15 protein-coding genes, 1 tRNA gene and 1 pseudogene are annotated in these 15,481 nt (G+C 67.6%); 9 read left to right on the top strand and 8 right to left on the bottom strand.

Features of this window, described 5'->3' with window-relative positions:
• Nucleotides 1-421: 421 nt before the first annotated feature.
• The 4 genes and pseudogenes from ACO07Z_RS19540 to phnG form a co-directional block, all read right to left on the bottom strand.
• Nucleotides 422-1,303, bottom strand: a pseudogene (locus ACO07Z_RS19540) (alpha-D-ribose 1-methylphosphonate 5-phosphate C-P-lyase PhnJ); the annotation flags it as partial.
• Complete coding sequence (locus ACO07Z_RS19535) at nucleotides 1,300-2,421, bottom strand: carbon-phosphorus lyase complex subunit PhnI (RefSeq protein WP_421700236.1); 1,122 nt, start codon at nucleotides 2,419-2,421, stop codon at nucleotides 1,300-1,302. The pseudogene ACO07Z_RS19540 and the gene ACO07Z_RS19535, both read right to left, overlap by 4 nt.
• Before the next feature lie 3 nt (nucleotides 2,422-2,424).
• Complete coding sequence (gene phnH / locus ACO07Z_RS19530; protein ID WP_421700235.1) at nucleotides 2,425-3,018, bottom strand: phosphonate C-P lyase system protein PhnH; 594 nt, start codon at nucleotides 3,016-3,018, stop codon at nucleotides 2,425-2,427.
• Between the two features lies 1 nt (nucleotide 3,019).
• Nucleotides 3,020-3,496, bottom strand: coding sequence for a phosphonate C-P lyase system protein PhnG (phnG, locus tag ACO07Z_RS19525; RefSeq protein WP_421700234.1), 477 nt, complete (start codon nucleotides 3,494-3,496; stop codon nucleotides 3,020-3,022).
• Between the two features lie 128 nt (nucleotides 3,497-3,624).
• On the opposite strand from phnG, the gene phnF reads away from it, so the two are divergent.
• The 3 genes from phnF to ACO07Z_RS19510 all read left to right on the top strand — a co-directional run bounded on the left by phnF (nucleotide 3,625) and on the right by ACO07Z_RS19510 (nucleotide 5,707).
• Nucleotides 3,625-4,371 carry a phosphonate metabolism transcriptional regulator PhnF gene (gene phnF, locus ACO07Z_RS19520; RefSeq protein ID WP_421700233.1) on the top strand — a complete coding sequence of 249 codons (747 nt, stop codon included), beginning with the start codon at nucleotides 3,625-3,627 and terminating at the stop codon, nucleotides 4,369-4,371.
• A gap of 11 nt (nucleotides 4,372-4,382) precedes the next feature.
• Complete coding sequence (locus ACO07Z_RS19515) at nucleotides 4,383-4,991, top strand: pyridoxamine 5'-phosphate oxidase family protein (RefSeq protein WP_421700232.1); 609 nt, start codon at nucleotides 4,383-4,385, stop codon at nucleotides 4,989-4,991.
• A gap of 92 nt (nucleotides 4,992-5,083) precedes the next feature.
• The gene (locus ACO07Z_RS19510) at nucleotides 5,084-5,707 is read left to right on the top strand and encodes a hypothetical protein (RefSeq protein ID WP_421700231.1); all 624 of its coding nucleotides are present in this window, start codon (nucleotides 5,084-5,086) and stop codon (nucleotides 5,705-5,707) included.
• Here ACO07Z_RS19510 and ACO07Z_RS19505 read toward each other — a convergent pair.
• On the bottom strand, nucleotides 5,682-6,611 hold the full coding sequence (locus ACO07Z_RS19505; protein WP_421700230.1) for a metallophosphoesterase family protein: 930 nt from the start codon (nucleotides 6,609-6,611) through the stop codon (nucleotides 5,682-5,684). The two genes, ACO07Z_RS19510 and ACO07Z_RS19505, sit on opposite strands and share 26 nt — an antisense overlap.
• A gap of 75 nt (nucleotides 6,612-6,686) precedes the next feature.
• On the opposite strand from ACO07Z_RS19505, the gene ACO07Z_RS19500 reads away from it, so the two are divergent.
• The 3 genes from ACO07Z_RS19500 to ACO07Z_RS19490 all read left to right on the top strand — a co-directional run bounded on the left by ACO07Z_RS19500 (nucleotide 6,687) and on the right by ACO07Z_RS19490 (nucleotide 7,827).
• A complete protein-coding gene (locus ACO07Z_RS19500) occupies nucleotides 6,687-7,151 on the top strand; it encodes an NUDIX domain-containing protein (RefSeq protein ID WP_421700229.1) in 465 nt (154 codons plus the stop codon).
• 94 nt (nucleotides 7,152-7,245) lie between these two features.
• Nucleotides 7,246-7,322 (top strand) — tRNA-Met (locus ACO07Z_RS19495).
• Nucleotides 7,323-7,332: 10 nt separating this feature from the next.
• Nucleotides 7,333-7,827 (top strand): hypothetical protein, encoded by a 495-nt coding sequence (locus ACO07Z_RS19490; protein ID WP_421700228.1) that lies wholly within the window; start codon nucleotides 7,333-7,335, stop codon nucleotides 7,825-7,827.
• Nucleotides 7,828-7,896: 69 nt separating this feature from the next.
• Here ACO07Z_RS19490 and ACO07Z_RS19485 read toward each other — a convergent pair whose 3' ends face one another.
• Nucleotides 7,897-8,406, bottom strand: coding sequence for a BA14K family protein (locus ACO07Z_RS19485; protein ID WP_421700227.1), 510 nt, complete (start codon nucleotides 8,404-8,406; stop codon nucleotides 7,897-7,899).
• Nucleotides 8,407-8,611: 205 nt separating this feature from the next.
• Nucleotides 8,612-9,049, bottom strand: coding sequence for a GlcG/HbpS family heme-binding protein (locus ACO07Z_RS19480; RefSeq protein ID WP_421700226.1), 438 nt, complete (start codon nucleotides 9,047-9,049; stop codon nucleotides 8,612-8,614).
• A gap of 220 nt (nucleotides 9,050-9,269) precedes the next feature.
• Between ACO07Z_RS19480 and ACO07Z_RS19475 the strand changes: the two genes are divergently transcribed.
• The 3 genes from ACO07Z_RS19475 (at nucleotide 9,270) to ACO07Z_RS19465 (ending at nucleotide 12,238) form a co-directional block, all read left to right on the top strand.
• Complete coding sequence (locus ACO07Z_RS19475; RefSeq protein ID WP_421700225.1) at nucleotides 9,270-10,253, top strand: TRAP transporter substrate-binding protein; 984 nt, start codon at nucleotides 9,270-9,272, stop codon at nucleotides 10,251-10,253.
• A 153-nt stretch (nucleotides 10,254-10,406) separates the two neighbouring features.
• A complete protein-coding gene (locus ACO07Z_RS19470; protein WP_421700224.1) occupies nucleotides 10,407-10,922 on the top strand; it encodes a TRAP transporter small permease in 516 nt (171 codons plus the stop codon).
• Nucleotides 10,919-12,238, top strand: a complete 1,320-nt coding sequence (locus tag ACO07Z_RS19465; protein ID WP_421700223.1) for a TRAP transporter large permease — start codon at nucleotides 10,919-10,921, stop codon at nucleotides 12,236-12,238. The genes ACO07Z_RS19470 and ACO07Z_RS19465 overlap by 4 nt, the downstream gene beginning before the upstream one ends.
• Before the next feature lie 148 nt (nucleotides 12,239-12,386).
• Here ACO07Z_RS19465 and ACO07Z_RS19460 read toward each other — a convergent pair whose 3' ends face one another.
• Nucleotides 12,387-15,362: an FAD-binding and (Fe-S)-binding domain-containing protein gene (locus tag ACO07Z_RS19460; protein ID WP_421700222.1), complete on the bottom strand. Its 2,976-nt coding sequence runs from the start codon at nucleotides 15,360-15,362 to the stop codon at nucleotides 12,387-12,389.
• Nucleotides 15,363-15,481: the final 119 nt, after the last annotated feature.

The raw sequence follows: 15,481 nt of genomic DNA, 5'->3' as shown, positions 1-15,481 counted from the left end.
GCTGGTCACCCTTCGCGGAGAGCGCGCGGCAAGGCTGCATCCTTCGAGGCTCGCTGCGCTCGCACCTCAGGATGACGTTGTTCGGTTGGCGGGACAGCATCCCCCGAAGACGGAGAGCTTCCGTCATCCCCGGATGACGGGTACGCCGTCATCCTGAGGTGCCGGGCAAAGCCCGGCCTCGAAGGATGGTCGGTGGAGAGCGCCCTCATGCCCCCTCTCCCACCGGGGTCGACTTCTTCCCCCGATGCCCTTCCTCCCGGCCGCGCGATTCCGGCCGGGAAGACGGCGTGGCAGGCACGCCCGAAGTCCCCTCACCCGGCCCTTCGGGCCGACCTCTCCCCGTCGGGGAGAGGTTAAGTGCGCCGTCTGCTCCCTCTCCCCGCGGGGGAGAGGGCTGGGGTGAGGGGGAAGCGCGGCCCGACTCCCCGGCCATCTCGCCGCGATGGCCCGCTTCCTGCCGCCCGTTGCAGTAATCGGTGTCGGAGCAGACGAACATCCGCCCGCCCCTGTCGTCGAGGATCACCTCGTCGAGATAGACGCCCGTGGCCGCGCACAGCGCGCAGGGCTGGGCGAAGCGCTGCACCCGGAAGGGATGGTCCTCGAAATCGAGCGAGCGCACCTTTGTGTAAGGCGGAATGGCGTAGATGCGCTTCTCGCGCCCGGCACCGAACAATTGCAGCGCCGGGCAATCGTCGAGCTTGGGGTTGTCGAATTTCGGGATGGGGGACGGGTCCATCACATAGCGCCCCGCCACCTCCACCGGGTAGGCATAGGTGGTGGCGATATGGCCGTGGCGGGCGATGTCCTCATACAGCTTCACATGCATGAGGCCATATTCCGCCAGCGCGTGCAGCTGCCGCGTCTCGGTCTCGCGCGGCTCCAGAAAGCGCAGCGGCTCGGGAATCGGCACCTGATAGACGAGGATCTGGTGCTCGGCCAGCGGCGTTTCGGGAATGCGGTGGCGGGTCTGGATGACCGTCGCCTCGCGTGCCGAGGTGGTGGTGGCGACCCGCGCCGTCTTCTCGAAGAAGCCGCGAATGGCCACGGCATTGGTGGTGTCGTCGGCGCCCTGGTCGATGACTTTCAGAACATCGTCCGGCCCGAGCACGGCGGCGGTGACCTGCACACCGCCCGTGCCCCAGCCATAGGGCATCGGCATTTCGCGGGCGGCGAACGGCACCTGATAGCCCGGCACGGCGATCGCCTTGAGGATCGCCCGGCGGATCATCCGCTTCGTCTGTTCGTCGAGATAGGCGAAATTATAGGTGATTTCGGGCATGGCCCCGGTCGCGTGGGCGTTCATTCCGCCGCCTCCTTGATCCCGTCCGCCGGCCGCTCGGCCGCCTGCTCGGCGCGCATGCGGCGCACGAGGTCGAGTTCCGCCTGGAAGTCGACGTAATGCGGCAGCTTGAGATGCTCGACGAAGCCGGTCGCCTGCACATTGTCGCAATGCGAGAGCACGAATTCCTCGTCCTGCGCCGGGGCGCCCGGCTCCTCGCCCAGTTCCTTCCAGCGCAGCGCCCGCTCCACCAGCGCCATGGACAGCGCCTTGCGCTCGCATTGCCCGAACACCAGCCCGTAGCCGCGGGTGAACTGCGGCGGCGTGGTCGCCGAGCCCTTGAACTGGTTCACGCTCTGGCACTCTGTCACCTGCACGGTGCCGAGCGAGAGTTCGAAGCCGAGTTCCGGCGCCTCGAAGATCACCTCGACATCGCCGAAGCGGATCTCGCCGACAAAGGGGTGCGAGCGGGCATAGCCACGCTGGGTGGAATAGCCGAGCGCGAGCAGATAGCCCTCATCGCCGCGCGCCAGCGTCTGCAGCCGGGTGGGACGGTCGACGGGGAAGGAGACCGGCGCGCGGGTGATGTCGAAGGGTTCGGCGCCCTCATCGGCGGGGGCGGCCTCGATCAGCCCCTCCTGCCCGAGCAGATCGGTGACGCGCGGCATGGCGACGGGGGCGTCGGCGGCCGGATCGGCCGGATCGGTCTCATCGTCCACCTCACCGGACTCATCGGTCACGCCGAGAGAGGTATCCAGAAGCCGGTGAGTATAGTCGAAGGTGGGACCGAGAAGCTGGCCGCCCGGCAGGTCTTTATAGGTCGCCGACACCCGCCGGCGCACGAGCATCTCAGACGTATCAAGGGCTTGTGCGTAGCCGAAGCGCGGCAGGGTGGTGCGGAAGGCGCGGATGAGGAAGATCGCCTCGATCAGATCGCCGCGCGCCTGCTTCACCGCCAGCGCCGCCAGTTCCACATCGTAAAGCGACCCCTCCGCCATCACCCGGTCCACCGCCAGCGTCAATTGCTGCGCGATCTGGGCGAGGCTGACGGAGGGCAAATTCCTTTTGCCGCGCCGACGCTTAGCGAGAAGCGCGTGCGCGTTGCGGATGGCTTTTTCGCCGCCTTTGGCCGCCACATACATGGCTCAACCCTCCTTCACGGTGACGGAACGCGGCAGGCCGGCAACCCCGCCAGCCCCCGCCAGCAGAAGGTCGACCCCAAGCGGAAAGCCCGCCCGATTCGCCGCCATCCGCTCGATAAAGTCCGCCGGCAAAGGCGCCGCGCCGAAAGCGGTCCGGCCATTGATTCCCGGCCCTTCCAGCACCAGCCCGGCGGTGAAGGAGTCGACCTGCAGGATCAGCGTTGCGGAGGCGTCGGGGAACTCGGGCGAGCCTTGCGCGAAGTCGTAAAAGTCAGGCATTTCAGCGGGTTCGGCGATCAGCGCGAAGCGCGCCTCGCGCGCCTCCGCGACGATCGGCGCGCCGGTGTGGAAGCGCAGGAAATCGGCCACGGCCGGCGTGCCCGCGAGCACGGGGTCGAGCCAGAGCGGGGTCTCATAGTCGCACAGCGCCAGCGCCAGCGCCGCCGCTTCCGCATTGAGCGGCGCTGGCGGGGTGAGCCCGGCGCGGATCGGCTCCACCCGCCCGGGGCGCGACAGCGCCCACATGGCGGCGCGGAAGGTCGCCTGCTGGTCGAAGACGGGATCGGCAAAGCCCGTGGCCATAAGTGTCTGAGACATATCAATCTTCCCCGCGCACCAGGGTGAAGAAATCGACCTTGGTGGCCGCCGTCTCGGCCCGCACCTGCGCCGCTTCCGCCGCCAGCCGCGCCCGCACCGGCGCCAGCGCGGCCTCGACCTCGGCCCGACGGGCACCGTCCTGCCACAGCGCGTCGAGGATAGCGGCCGCGCGGGCCGCCTTCACATCGCGCCCGAGGCGATAGGCGAAGCCGCTGGCGCCCCCTTCCAGCCGCACCGCCGCCCGGGAAACCGTCGCCTCGCCGAGATTGAACGGGGCGCCGTCGCCGCCGGTGCGGCCGCGCAGCATCACCAGCCCGACCTCGGGCGGCTTGAGATCGGAGGCCGCCGGCAGCGGGGCGAAACCGGCCAGAACGGCCTCAAGCTCGCCCGCCTCGGCCCGCGCCATCAACGCCATCGCGTCCTGCCGCGGCGAGCGGGAAGCCGCGCCATCATTGGATTTTGAAGGGGAAGGCTGCATGGGAAAAATCCGCTGACCTGACGTCAAGGCCGTTTACATTTCGGCGGATTTGTATATTCATCTATACAAATAGGCAAGGGCAGTTTTTGCAGCGCGGTAGAAATATGGACCCGACAAACGACAGCGCCGTGACGACGCCCCCCTCCCCGGCGGAAGACGTGGCGCGCGGCACGGGCGTCGCACTGTGGAAGCAGATCGCTGAGCGGATCGAGACCGACATCGTCGAAGGCCGCATCGCCTCTGGCGCCCGCCTGCCGACGGAAAACGATCTGGCGGAACGCTTTGGCGTCAATCGCCACACGCTGCGCCGGGCGCTGGCCCACCTCACAGAGCGGCGACTGATCGAGGCGACGCCAGGGCGCGGCACCTTCGTCAAGGAACCGCCGATCCGCTACCCCATCGGCCCGCGTACCCGCTTTTCCGAGATCGTCTCGCGCGAAGGCCGCGCCCCCGGCGGCCGGCTCATCGGCTCGCGCGTCGAGCCGGCCTCCGCCGAGATCGCGCAGGCTCTGGGGCTCGCCCCCGGCGCCGAGGTGTTGCGGGTGGACATGATCCGCGAGGCCGACGGCGTGCCGATCACCGTCGCCTCGCACTGGTACGAGGCCGACCTCTGCCGCGATCTCGATCTCCTGGTCGCCGCCACCGGCTCGGTGACGCGGGCGTTGGAGACGCTCGGCCTCGGCGATTATCGCCGGCTGGAAACTCGCATCACCGCCCGCCCCGCCGATGAGGAGGATTGCCGCCTGCTCGCCCTCCCCGCCGGGCGCACCGTCATGGTACTGGATGCCATCAATGGCGACGCCCAGCGCCGCCCAATCCAATATTCGCGTGCCCGCTTCTGCGCCGACCGGGTGCAGCTTGTGGTGAAGAACTGAAAGGACAGATCATGGCCGCCCTCACACGCCTTGAGGACCTCCGTGCGCTCTATGGCGAGGTGCGCGAGCGCAGCCGCCGCAAGGTGCTGCCGGCCATTGATCCGCACGCGCGCAACTTCATCGGCTTTTCGCCGCTGGTCATGTTGTCGTCCATGGGCGCGGATGGCCGCGCCGATGTCACCCCGCGCGGCGACGCGCCCGGCTTCGTCGTGGTCGAGGACCCCTCCACCCTGCTGCTGCCGGACCGGCCGGGCAATAACCGGCTGGACACGCTCACCAATCTCATCGCCAACCCGGCAGTGGGGCTGCTCTTTCTCATTCCCGGCGTCGACGAGACGCTGCGGGTGAATGGCCGCGCCGAGATCCGCGACGATGCGGATCTGCTGGGGCGTTTCATCGTCAACGGCAAGGCGCCGACGACGGTGCTGCGTATCGCGGTGGAAGAGGTCTACCTGCACTGCGCCAAGGCCTTCATGCGGTCGGGTGCGTGGAACCCGGACAGCTTCCTGCCGCGCGACCGCCTGCCCAGCATGGGCGAGATGATGCGCGACCAGCTCGGCATGGCCAGCGCCGAAACGCAGGCGGAGATGCTGGAGCGCTACCGCGCCACGCTGTACTGAGGCCGCGGCCGCACGTGGCGGCGCCCCCGCCAACGGCCCATTAACCCGATGTCGCCATGATGGGGCGCACGGGAAACGGGGACGAAAGCGCGATGGACGACGAGCGCCTGCGGGGCGAGACGCCCGGCCTCTCGCTGCGCGACGCCATCCGCGCCGCGCGGATGGAGGCGGCGGAGCGTTCCGGCGTCATCGTCGAGCTGCGCGACGCCACCCTCGCCCGCCTGTCCATGCTGAACGAACTGCTCGATCCGGTCTTCGCCCAGGTCCCGCTCGAGCATGTCGACCTGTTCGACCGCGGCCTGATGCCGGGCGAAATCCCGCGTCTGTTCATCGACATGGTCGCGCATGTGACGCTGGCGCGCGACCGGCGCACCTACCGCTTCCTGCAGGATACGCGCTCAGGCCGCCACGTGCTGGCCGAGAGCGCCAATGCCAATGACATCGTCGACGCGGTGACGCGCTACATTGCCCGCCGGCTGATCGCCCGCGAGCAGGCGATGGTCAGCGTCGGCGCTCCGCCGGAGATCGCGGCGGTCGAACCGCACCCGGCGCCGCACCATTCCGTGCCCGTGCCTCCGGAAGCTGCGCCAGCCCCACGGGCCGAAGGTGGCGGACGCGCCCTGCCCTTCCTGCTGGGCCTTGTTCTCGGCGCGCTGGTCATGTTCGCGCTGACGAGCCTCTACCCCGAGATCACCGCCCGCTTATCGCTTCCGTGATCACCCGTGTCCCGCGCGAGGCCACGGTGGTCTCGCCCTGCTGGAAGCCGCGCGCCTCCAGCGTGCAGCGCCAGGGAAAGCCGCCGTCCGACACGCGCTCGATGCGGTAGAGGTGGTAGCCGCCCGGCCAGTGGCGGTCCTCCGGACCGGCGGCGAAGGACGGCGCCTCGACGACCGGAATCAGGCCCGAATGCGGGCCGGGAATCATCTCCACCATCGGCACATGGTCATGGCCGCAAATGACGAGCTCGGCCCCGTAGCGGGCGAGAACCTCGCGCACGCGCTCCTCGTCGATCAGCCGCTTGTGCCCGGCGCGCAGGCCGGCGGGCGGATGGTGGATCATCACCACCCGGAACAGCCCCTCGGCGCCAAGCTGGTCCAGCACCGCCCCCAGCCGCTCGCACTGCGCCCGGCCCACCTTGCCGGTCGCCATGAAGGGACGGGTGGGAATCGCGGAAGACACGCCGATCAGCGCCACCTCGCCGCGCCGGCGCACGAAGGGAAAGGCGCTTTCATCGGTCACATCGCCATTCGCCCCGTCACCACGCATATAGTCGCCCCAGTTGAGGAGCGAATGGTGAGCGGTGGAGCGGACATAGGCGTCGTGATTGCCGGGCACGACCGTCACATCGAGGCCGTCACCCAGCGATTTGAGGAAGTTCAGCCCGGTGGCGAATTCGGCCGCGAGGCCGACATTCACGAGATCGCCGGTCACCGCGATATGATCGGGCGCCATCGCCTTGATGTCGTCGACCAGCAGGTCGATCGTGGCGACGGAAAAACGGTGCTGGCGGCCGCGCCGCCAGTTGAGCACGCCAAGCGCCCGCTTTCCCGCCAGCTCGGCGAAGCGAGCGCGCGGCAGCGGTCCCAGATGGGCGTCGGTGACATGGGCGAGAACAAACACGCGGGCATCCTTATCAGCCCGGAGCAGGGAAAGGAAAGCGCCGACGGTCACGCTTTCGGCAGTCCGCCCACGCGAATGACGCCCTTCCAACGGCTTTTCGTCCGGCTCGCCCACCGCTGGACCCGCCTGACCCGCAGCGTCACCCTCGGTGTGCGCGCCGTGGTGAGGGACGAAGACGGCGCCTTTCTTCTACTGCGCCACACCTATGTGCCGGGCTGGCACCTGCCGGGCGGCGGCGTCGATCGCGGCGAAAGTGCCGCCGATGCCGTAGTGCGGGAACTGCTGGAAGAAGCGGCGATCACCGTCACCGCCGCGCCCCGTCTCCATGGCCTGCTGCTCAACCGCCACCTCGGCGCGCGCGACCATGTCGCGGTTTATATTGTCGAGCGTTTCGAGCGCCGCGCCGAGTGGCGGCCGAACCGCGAAATCGCCGAAATCGGCTTCTTCCCCGTCTCTGCCCTGCCGCCGGACACCTCCCCGGCGACCCGGCGTCGCCTTGCGGAAGTGCTGGAGAGCCGGCCCGCCGCCGCACACTGGTGACACTGTCGGGGGCAATGCGCTTTCCCGCCTTGACACCGTCCGGCCCGCTTCCTTATATCGCGCCACTTCGCGCATCGGTTCGCCGGTTCGCTGTGGCGGGGTAGCTCAGCTGGTTAGAGCACGGGAATCATAATCCTGGGGTCGGGGGTTCAAGTCCCTCTCCCGCTACCACAAAAATCAGGTGAGCCTCGCGCTGGCTGCCGAATGGCGCCTCCCGGGAGACGACCCGACGATGCCGCCGTTCGCGATACGGTTTTTCCTGTTCTGCTCGATCCTCGGGACGGCCCTGAACTGCGCGGCGACGCCAGCGGCTTGCGGCCAAGCCAGCGTGAGCGCCGTGCAGGTCAAGCTGCGGCGCCTTCTTGAAGAAAGTGGTGCACCGAATAAGGAGCAGACGTTTTTGCTCGACGGAGCGGCACGGCGGGTCCAGGAGATCCGCCCGGAATCGCTGAACGCCGCCGGTCGCCAATGCGGACTGGAAGCAGTTCGCGCTCTGGTCCTTTCCTGCCTAGCCCAAACGTTGCCCGCCGCTCTGCGCGCCGTCCCCTCCCCCGAGCGCCGGGTCACCTATGCCGAGTGGGGTCGAACCGATCTCTCCGCCCGCGAGGGGGTCTTTATCGGCATGTTCCACGCCTGCCGCGGTGTGGCGATGGAAACCTTCCTCTCGGGCCATTGACGGACGGGCCATCAATCCCACAAAAAAGCCCGGCCGAAGCCGGGCTTTTCGTTTTGGTGCCAGCGTGGCTCAGTAGGGCGAGACGCACTGCTGGCGCGGGCCGTTATAAGGCTGGAACGTGTTGTCCGAAGCGCGGTACGAGCGGTACTGGCTGGCGCACCACTGGACATGGGCATTGCCGCCGCCGGAATAGGTCGGCTGGTTCGCGGCCGCGCCCAGGGCACCGCCGATGATCGCGCCGGCCGCGAAGGCACCGGCCGGGAACCACCAGCCATTATACTGGCGATAGCCGGGGCGGTAGTAATTGTAGCCGCGATAGCCATTGTAATAGTGGTTGCGACCGCTGTTCCAGTAACCGCGGCGCGCGCCCTGGCGATACCCCTGACGCTGCCCCTGGCGGTAACCCTGGCGATAGCCCTGCCGGTTGCCCTGGCGATAGCCCGGACGGTACTGCACCGGCTCGATATTCGAGGTCGACTGGGCCACCGGCTGCGGGATAAAGGGTGCGGACATCGCCGGCATCACGCTTGAGGTGATGACCATCGCCGCCGTCGCGATAGCAATAGAGAGCTTCTTCATAGTAGCTTCCTCCGAATTACAACCATTACACAGGATGTAACGGCTGTTCCATGAATGCTCCCTGAACGAAATCTGCAGCAAGATTTCAGATTTCTGAACCTGCGTTCAGAATAGTCAGACACGGCATTCCAGAAGCCCAAACGCCCGAGGGCGCGCGGAGTTCCCGCGCGCCCTCAACTGGCGGTATCAAGATCGTGAGCGAGGGTCAGTCCGCGCCGGGGTCGGCGACAAAACCCGCCGCCGCAATGCCGGCGCTCGCCGCCGCTTCGTCATTCTCTGAGGTGTCGCCGGAAATGCCGACCGCGCCGATCACCGCGCCGGCCGCATCGCGGATCAGCACGCCGCCGGGCACCGGCACCAGCGCGCCGCCCACCACGTCCGTCACCGAGGCGACGAAGAAGGCCTGCTCCTTCGCCCGCTTGAAGATCGAGCGCGAGCCCATGCCGAGCGCCAGCGCGCCATAGGCCTTGCCATGGGCAACCTCGAAGCGCTTGAGGCTGGTGCCGTCCTCCGCCGCCGACACCTTCACGGCGCCGCGTGCGTCGAGCACGACCACGGCCATCGGCTTGAAATTGCTGGCGCGGCAATGGCCGAGCGCGGTGGAGAGGATGGTCTGGGCGGCGTCGAGGGTGAGATCGGACATGCGTTTCCCCTGCATTGGGTGTGTTTTTCGGCGCCCGACTGTGCCTTTCGCGGCCGGACCGTCAAGTCTCGCCTTGCCATGGCGGCTAATTTTTGCATTCATAATTCATAGTTCGGTTTTGCTAGGGATAGCCGACGCCATCCGGCGCCGGCCCCTGGCCATTCCGCACAACAGAAAAGCACCGGAAAACCGGGCACGAGGAAACCCAAAGGAGCATGCCATGATCCGCATCACGCGAATCGTGTCGGCGATTGCCGGCACACTCTTGCTTGCCGCCACGGCGGCGGCCGCGCCCATCGAGATCAAGCTGGGCCATGTGGGCGAGCCTGGTTCGCTGTTCGACCAGACCTCGCAGGAATTCGCCAAGCGCGCCAACGCCAAGCTCGGCGACAAGGCCCATGTCGCCGTCTACGGCTCCAGCCAGCTCGGCGGCGACACCGAACTGCTGAAGAAGCTCAAGCTCGGCACCGTCGACCTCGCCCTCCCCTCGACCGTGATGACGACGGTCGCACCGGAGTTCGGCGTCTTCGAGATGCCCTATCTGGTCAAGGACCGCGATCACGCGGCGAAGATCCGCGACGCCGTCATCACCCCCGTCCTGGTCCCGATCGCCAAGGAAAAAGGCTACGAGATCATCGGCGTGTGGGAGAACGGCATCCGCCACGTCACGAACAACACCCGGCCGATCAACAAGCCCGAGGACCTCAAGGGCATCAAGCTGCGCGTGCCGCAGGGCGTGTGGCGCGTGCGCATGTTCCAGGCCTATGGCGCCACGCCGAGCCCGATGGCGCTGTCGGAAGTCTTCGTCGCGCTGCAGACCGGGGTTATGGACGGCCAGGAAAACCCGCTGGCTCAGATCTACCCCTCACGCTTCCAGGAAGTGCAGAAGTACCTGTCGCTGACCGGCCACGTCTACACGCCGGCCTATGTCACCGCCGGGCGCAGCTGGTCCAAGCTGCCGCCGGACGTGCAGAAGGCGCTCGCCGAAACCGCCGTCGAGATGCAGCCCGTCGCGCTTGAAATCGCGGCCAAGCTCGATGACGAACTGCTCGGCAAGCTCAAGGAAGCCGGTATGCAGGTGAACGAGGTCGACAAGGCCGCCTTCATCGAGGCGTCGAAGCCGGTCTATGAGGAGTTCGCGAAGGAAGTGCCGGGTGGCCAGAAGCTGGTCGACGACTCCCTCGCCCTCGGCAAGGGCTCCTGAGCCCCCTTCCGGCCGGCGCACCTCAAGGTCGCCGGCCCACCCCCGCCGGACCTGACGGAAAAGCCCCCCCGCTCACTAATGAATGCGCGGCCGAGCGCCCGCGCCCGTGGAATAGGACCCATGCTCGCAATAAGAAGATCCTACGACCGGATCTTGGAAGTCATCGCTGCGCTGCTGATGGCGGCCCTCACCGGGATCATCGTCATCGGCTTCGTGTTCCGCGCCGTCGGCCTCTCGCTGGTCTGGTATGACGAGATTGCCTCGATCGGACTGTGTTGGCTCACCTATTACGGCAGCGCCCTGGCCGCGCTGCGCGGCGCCCATATCGGCTTTCCCGGCATCGTCAACGCCTTCCCGCCCTCGCTGCGCGTCGCCAGCACCGTCGTGGCGGAGATCATCGTGCTGGTGTTCTTCGTCATCCTCACCGTTACCGGCCTTGAGGTGCTCGACATCCTCCAGGGCAGCACGCTGGTCTCCCTGCCGAACGTGTCGCTGGTCGTCACCCAGTCGGTGATCCCGATCACGGCGGTGCTGTTCATCATCGCCGAGCTGATGCGCTTTCCCGAGGTCCTGGCGGCGGCGCGCGGTGCCGGCTTCGAGGATCACGAACTGAAGGAAGCGCTCGACACCGTCCAAGAGACCCCGGCAAGCGGAGGCACCCCCCGATGACCAGCACGATGGGCCTGATGTTCCTCGGCCTGTTCGGCATGGTGCTGCTGAACGTTCCGATCGCCGTCGCTCTCGGCATGGTGGCGGTGGTCGCCATATGGGCCACCCAGGGCGCCGACATGCTGCCGAATGTGGCGCTGGTCATGTTCGAGGGCGCCACCAACTTCCCGCTGCTGGCCATCCCGCTATTCATCCTGGCGGGCGGCATCATGAATTCGTCGTCGATCTCGCGGCGGCTGATCAATCTCGCCTCGGCGATGCTAGGCTTCATCCGTGGCGGCCTCGCCATGGTGACGATCGGCTCGTCCATGTTCTTCGCCGAGATTTCCGGCTCGGCCGTCGCGGGTGTCGCCGCGCTCGGCTCACTGCTGATCCCGGCGATGAAGAGCCGGGGCTACAGCAAGGAGTTCGCGGCCGCGATCTCGTCTTCCTCGGCCAGCCTGGCGATCATCCTGCCCCCCTCCATCCCGATGATCCTCTACGCGGTGATGGCGCAGGTCTCCGTGGTGAAGATGTTCATCTCCGGCCTGCTGCCCGGCCTGCTCGGCGGCGCCGGTCTCGCTTTGGCGAGCTGGTATTATGCGGTAAAGAACGACTTCCCCGTCGAGCAGCGCTTCGCCTGGAGTCGGCTGGTGACGGCGTTCCGCGAAGCCCTGTGGGCGCTGATGCTGCCGGTCATCATCCTCGGCGGCATCTTCGGCGGCTTCGTCACCGCTACCGAGGGCGCGGCGGTTGCGGTGGTCGCGGCGCTGTTCATCTCGATCGTGGTCTACCGCGAGCTGAGCCTGACGGCGCTTTACCGCGCCCTCGTCGACGGCGCGCTGCAGACGGCGGTGGTAATGCTCCTGGTCGCCTCTTCGGCGCTGGTGGGCGTGTTCCTGACCGAGAGCCGGGTGCCGCAGGCGCTGGCCAGCTCCATCGCCGATTTCACCACCAACCCCTATCTCGTGCTGCTGCTGCTCAACATCCTGTTCCTTATCCTCGGGATGTTCCTGCACTCGGCCGCGGCGATCATCCTGACCGTGCCCATCGTCCTGCCGCTGATCCAGCAGGTCGGCATCGACCCGGTGCATTTTGGGCTGGTGCTGACGCTCAATCTCGCCATCGGCCAACAGACGCCGCCGGTCGCCTCGGTGCTTATCGCCGCCTGCTCGATCGCCAAATCGGATATCTGGCAGACGACCAAGGCCAATCTGGGGTTCCTGTTCGTGCTGCTCGTGGTGCTGATGATCTGCACCTATGTGCCGTGGTTCGCCCTGGCGCCGACACAGTGGTTCTATGGCGACCCCTCGATCGGCGTCATGCCGACCAACTGACCGCCGATTGCGCTGAATACCCCAACCTCCCCGGTGCCCACCGGGGAGGTTTTTCTTTGCCCAACGCGCCGGGATGGCCGTGGCCATGAAAAAGCCCCCGCGCCGGGGCGCGGGGGCTTTGAAAACGACAGGCCGGCGCAGTGGGTGGCTACTCCGCTGCCTCCAGTTGGCGCGCCGGCGTTCCCGCCCGTGCCGCCGCAAGGCTTTGCGCGAGCACCTGCACCACATGCACCGCCTCGCGCGAGGCACCGTCATGGATCTGGTGGCGGCAGGATGTGCCGTCGGCGACGATGAGCGTTCCCGCCTCCGCCTTGCGCACCGCCGGCAGCAGCGAGAGCTCAGCCATGGCGAGCGACGTATCGATGGTCTCGCTGTGATAGCCGAACGCGCCCGCCATGCCGCAGCAGCTCGACTCCACCGTCTCGACCTGCAGCCCCGGCACCAGCCGCAGCGCCTTCTCCACCGCGCCCATCGCGCCGAAGCTCTTCTGGTGGCAATGGCCGTGCAGCAGCGCCTTCTCCGCCAGCGGCGCGAGCGGCAGGTCGAAGCGGCCGGCGTCGATCTCGCGGGCGATGAATTCCTCGATCAGCAGCGCATGGGCGGAAAGCGTCTGCGTCCCCTCCCCCGGCAGCATCGACGGGAGTTCGTCGCGGAAGGCGAGCAGGCAACTCGGCTCCAGCCCCACCACCGGCACGCCGCGCACCACGAAGGGGGCGTAGGTGGCGACCACCCGCTGCGCCTCGGCTTTCGCCTGGTCCACGAGCCCGGCGGAGAGGAAGGTGCGCCCGCAGCACAGCGCGCGCTTCTGCCCGTCCACCGGGCGCGGCATGTGCACGCGGTAGCCCGCCGCGGTCAGCACGTCGAGCGCGGCGACGATGTTCTCCTTCTCGAACCAGCGGTTGAAGGTGTCGGCGAACAGCACCACCTCGCGCCCGCCCTCCGGCCCGAAGGCCACGGCGTCCTCGCGGAAGGCATCCGCGCGCCAGCGCGGCAGCGTGCGGCGGGCGCTGAACTGGGCGATGCGCTCCGACAGTTTCGCCGCCCCCGGCAGCCGGTCGCGCAGGTTGAGCAGCCACGGCACGCGCGCGGCGAGGCCGGCATAGTGCGGCAGATAGGCGACGAGCCGCTGGTGCAGGCCGATGCCCTTCGCCTTCGCCCGCGCCGCCAATGCCTCGATCTTCATCTTGGCCATGTGGACGCCGGTCGGGCATTCGCGCCGGCAACCCTTGCAGGAGACGCAGAGCTTCAGCGTCTCCATCATCTCGTCCGAGGCCAGCGCGTCGGGACCGAGACGGCCGGAAAGGGCGAGGCGCAGCGTGTTGGCGCGCCCGCGCGTTACATCCTTTTCGTCGCGGGTGACGCGGTAGCTCGGGCACATCACGCCGCCCACCGCCTTGCGGCAGGCACCGTTGTTGTTGCACATCTCGATGGCGCCCTGCAGCCCGCCGCCCTCGCCGGAATAACCGGACCAGTCGAGCGCCGCAGTCATCGGCGCCACCTTGTAGTCCGGGGCGTAGCGGAACAGGCTGCGGTCGTCGAATTTCGGCGCGCGGACGATCTTGCCGGGATTGTAGAGCCCGTTCGGGTCGAAACGGTCCTTCACCTCCTCGAAGGCACGGACCAGCCGGGTGCCGAACATGGTCTCGTGGAATTCCGAGCGCACGATGCCGTCGCCATGCTCGCCGGAATGCGAGCCCTTGTACTCGCGCACCATGGCGAAGGCTTCCTCGGCGATGGCGCGCATCGCCTTCACATCCTTCTCCAGCCGCAGATTGAGCACCGGGCGCACATGCAGGCATCCCTCGGAGGCGTGAGCGTACCAGGTGCCCTTGGTGCCGTTCTTCTCGAACACTTGCGTCAGCCGCGCCGTGTAGTCGGCGAGGTGCGGCAACGGCACGGCGCAGTCCTCGACGAAAGAAACGGGTTTGCCTGCCTGCTTCATCGACATCATGATGTTGAGGCCGGAGGTGCGCACATCGGCAATCGCCGCCTGCAGACCGGCCTCGCGCACCGGCACGACGCCGCCCCAGCGCGCGCCGTCCCGGTCCCAGCCGAAGCCGAGATCGCCCATCGTATCGTCCAGCAGCCTCAGCCGGCGCTCATTCTCCGCCTCGTCCTCGGCAAACTCGACCAAAAGGATGGCGTCCGGCGCGCCGCGCACGAACTGCTTCAGCGTCGCCTGGAACATCGGGATTTCGCTGGCGAGCGCCAGCAGCGTCGAATCCACCAGCTCGACCGCGATGGGCTTCAGCTTCACCAGATGCTGGGCGGCGTCCATCGCCTGGTAGAAGCTGCCGAAATGGCAGGCCCCGATCACCTTCTTGCCGATCAGCGGCCACAGCTTCAGCTCGATCCGCGTGGAATAGGCAAGCGTGCCCTCGGAGCCGACAAGGATATGGGCGAGGTTGGCGCCGCTTGGCTTCGGCACCAGCGCGTCGAGATTATAGCCGCCGACGCGCCGCTGCACGGCGGGGAACCGCGCCGCCACCTCGTCCGCCTCGCGCGCGCCGAGGTCGAACAGGTCGCGGGCGAGCGGCGCCAGCGGCGCGTCCGGCGGCAGGGTGGAGAGGTTGTGGTCCACCGGCCCGAAATGCGCCTTGGCCCCATCCGCCAGCATGGCGTCGATGGACAGCACATTGTCGCGCATCGTGCCGTAGCGCAGCGAGCGCCCGCCGCAGCTGTTGTTGCCGGCCATGCCGCCAATGGTAGCGCGCGACGCGGTGGACACGTCCACCGGAAACCACAGCCCGTGCTGCTTCAGCGCCCGGTTGAGGTCGTCGAGCACGATGCCCGGCTCGACCACGCAGCGCTGGTTCGCCACATCGAGTTCGAGAATGCGGTTGAGATGCTTCGACCCGTCGATGACGAGCGAATCGTTGATCGTCTGGCCGCATTGCGAGGTGCCGCCGCCGCGCGGCGTGACAGGAATACCCTCGGCGCGTGCGAGTGCAATGGCGCGTTCCGCCTCCTCCGTCGTGCGCGGCACGACGACGCCCAGCGGCATGATCTGGTAGAACGACGCATCAGTGGCGTAGCGCCCGCGGTTGAAGCGGTCGAACCACACATCTCCCGAAACTTCCGCCTTCAGACGCCGCTCCAGTCCGGGCGTCAGCCGTGCCGCCATGATGGTCTCGCTCCCTCATGTCCTTTTTCGCGACGCCGGCGCGCCGCCATGGACTGAAACGCATTTTGCATTCATAATTCATTTATGCAAGATGGGGCGTGGAAGCGGGTCGTCACCAG

The sequence above is a fragment of the Ancylobacter sp. genome (assembly GCF_965229075.1).
Lineage (GTDB): Bacteria > Pseudomonadota > Alphaproteobacteria > Rhizobiales > Xanthobacteraceae > Ancylobacter.
The sequence above is the reverse complement of the archived record's forward strand: the minus strand, read 5'-3'. Positions and strand labels throughout refer to the sequence as shown.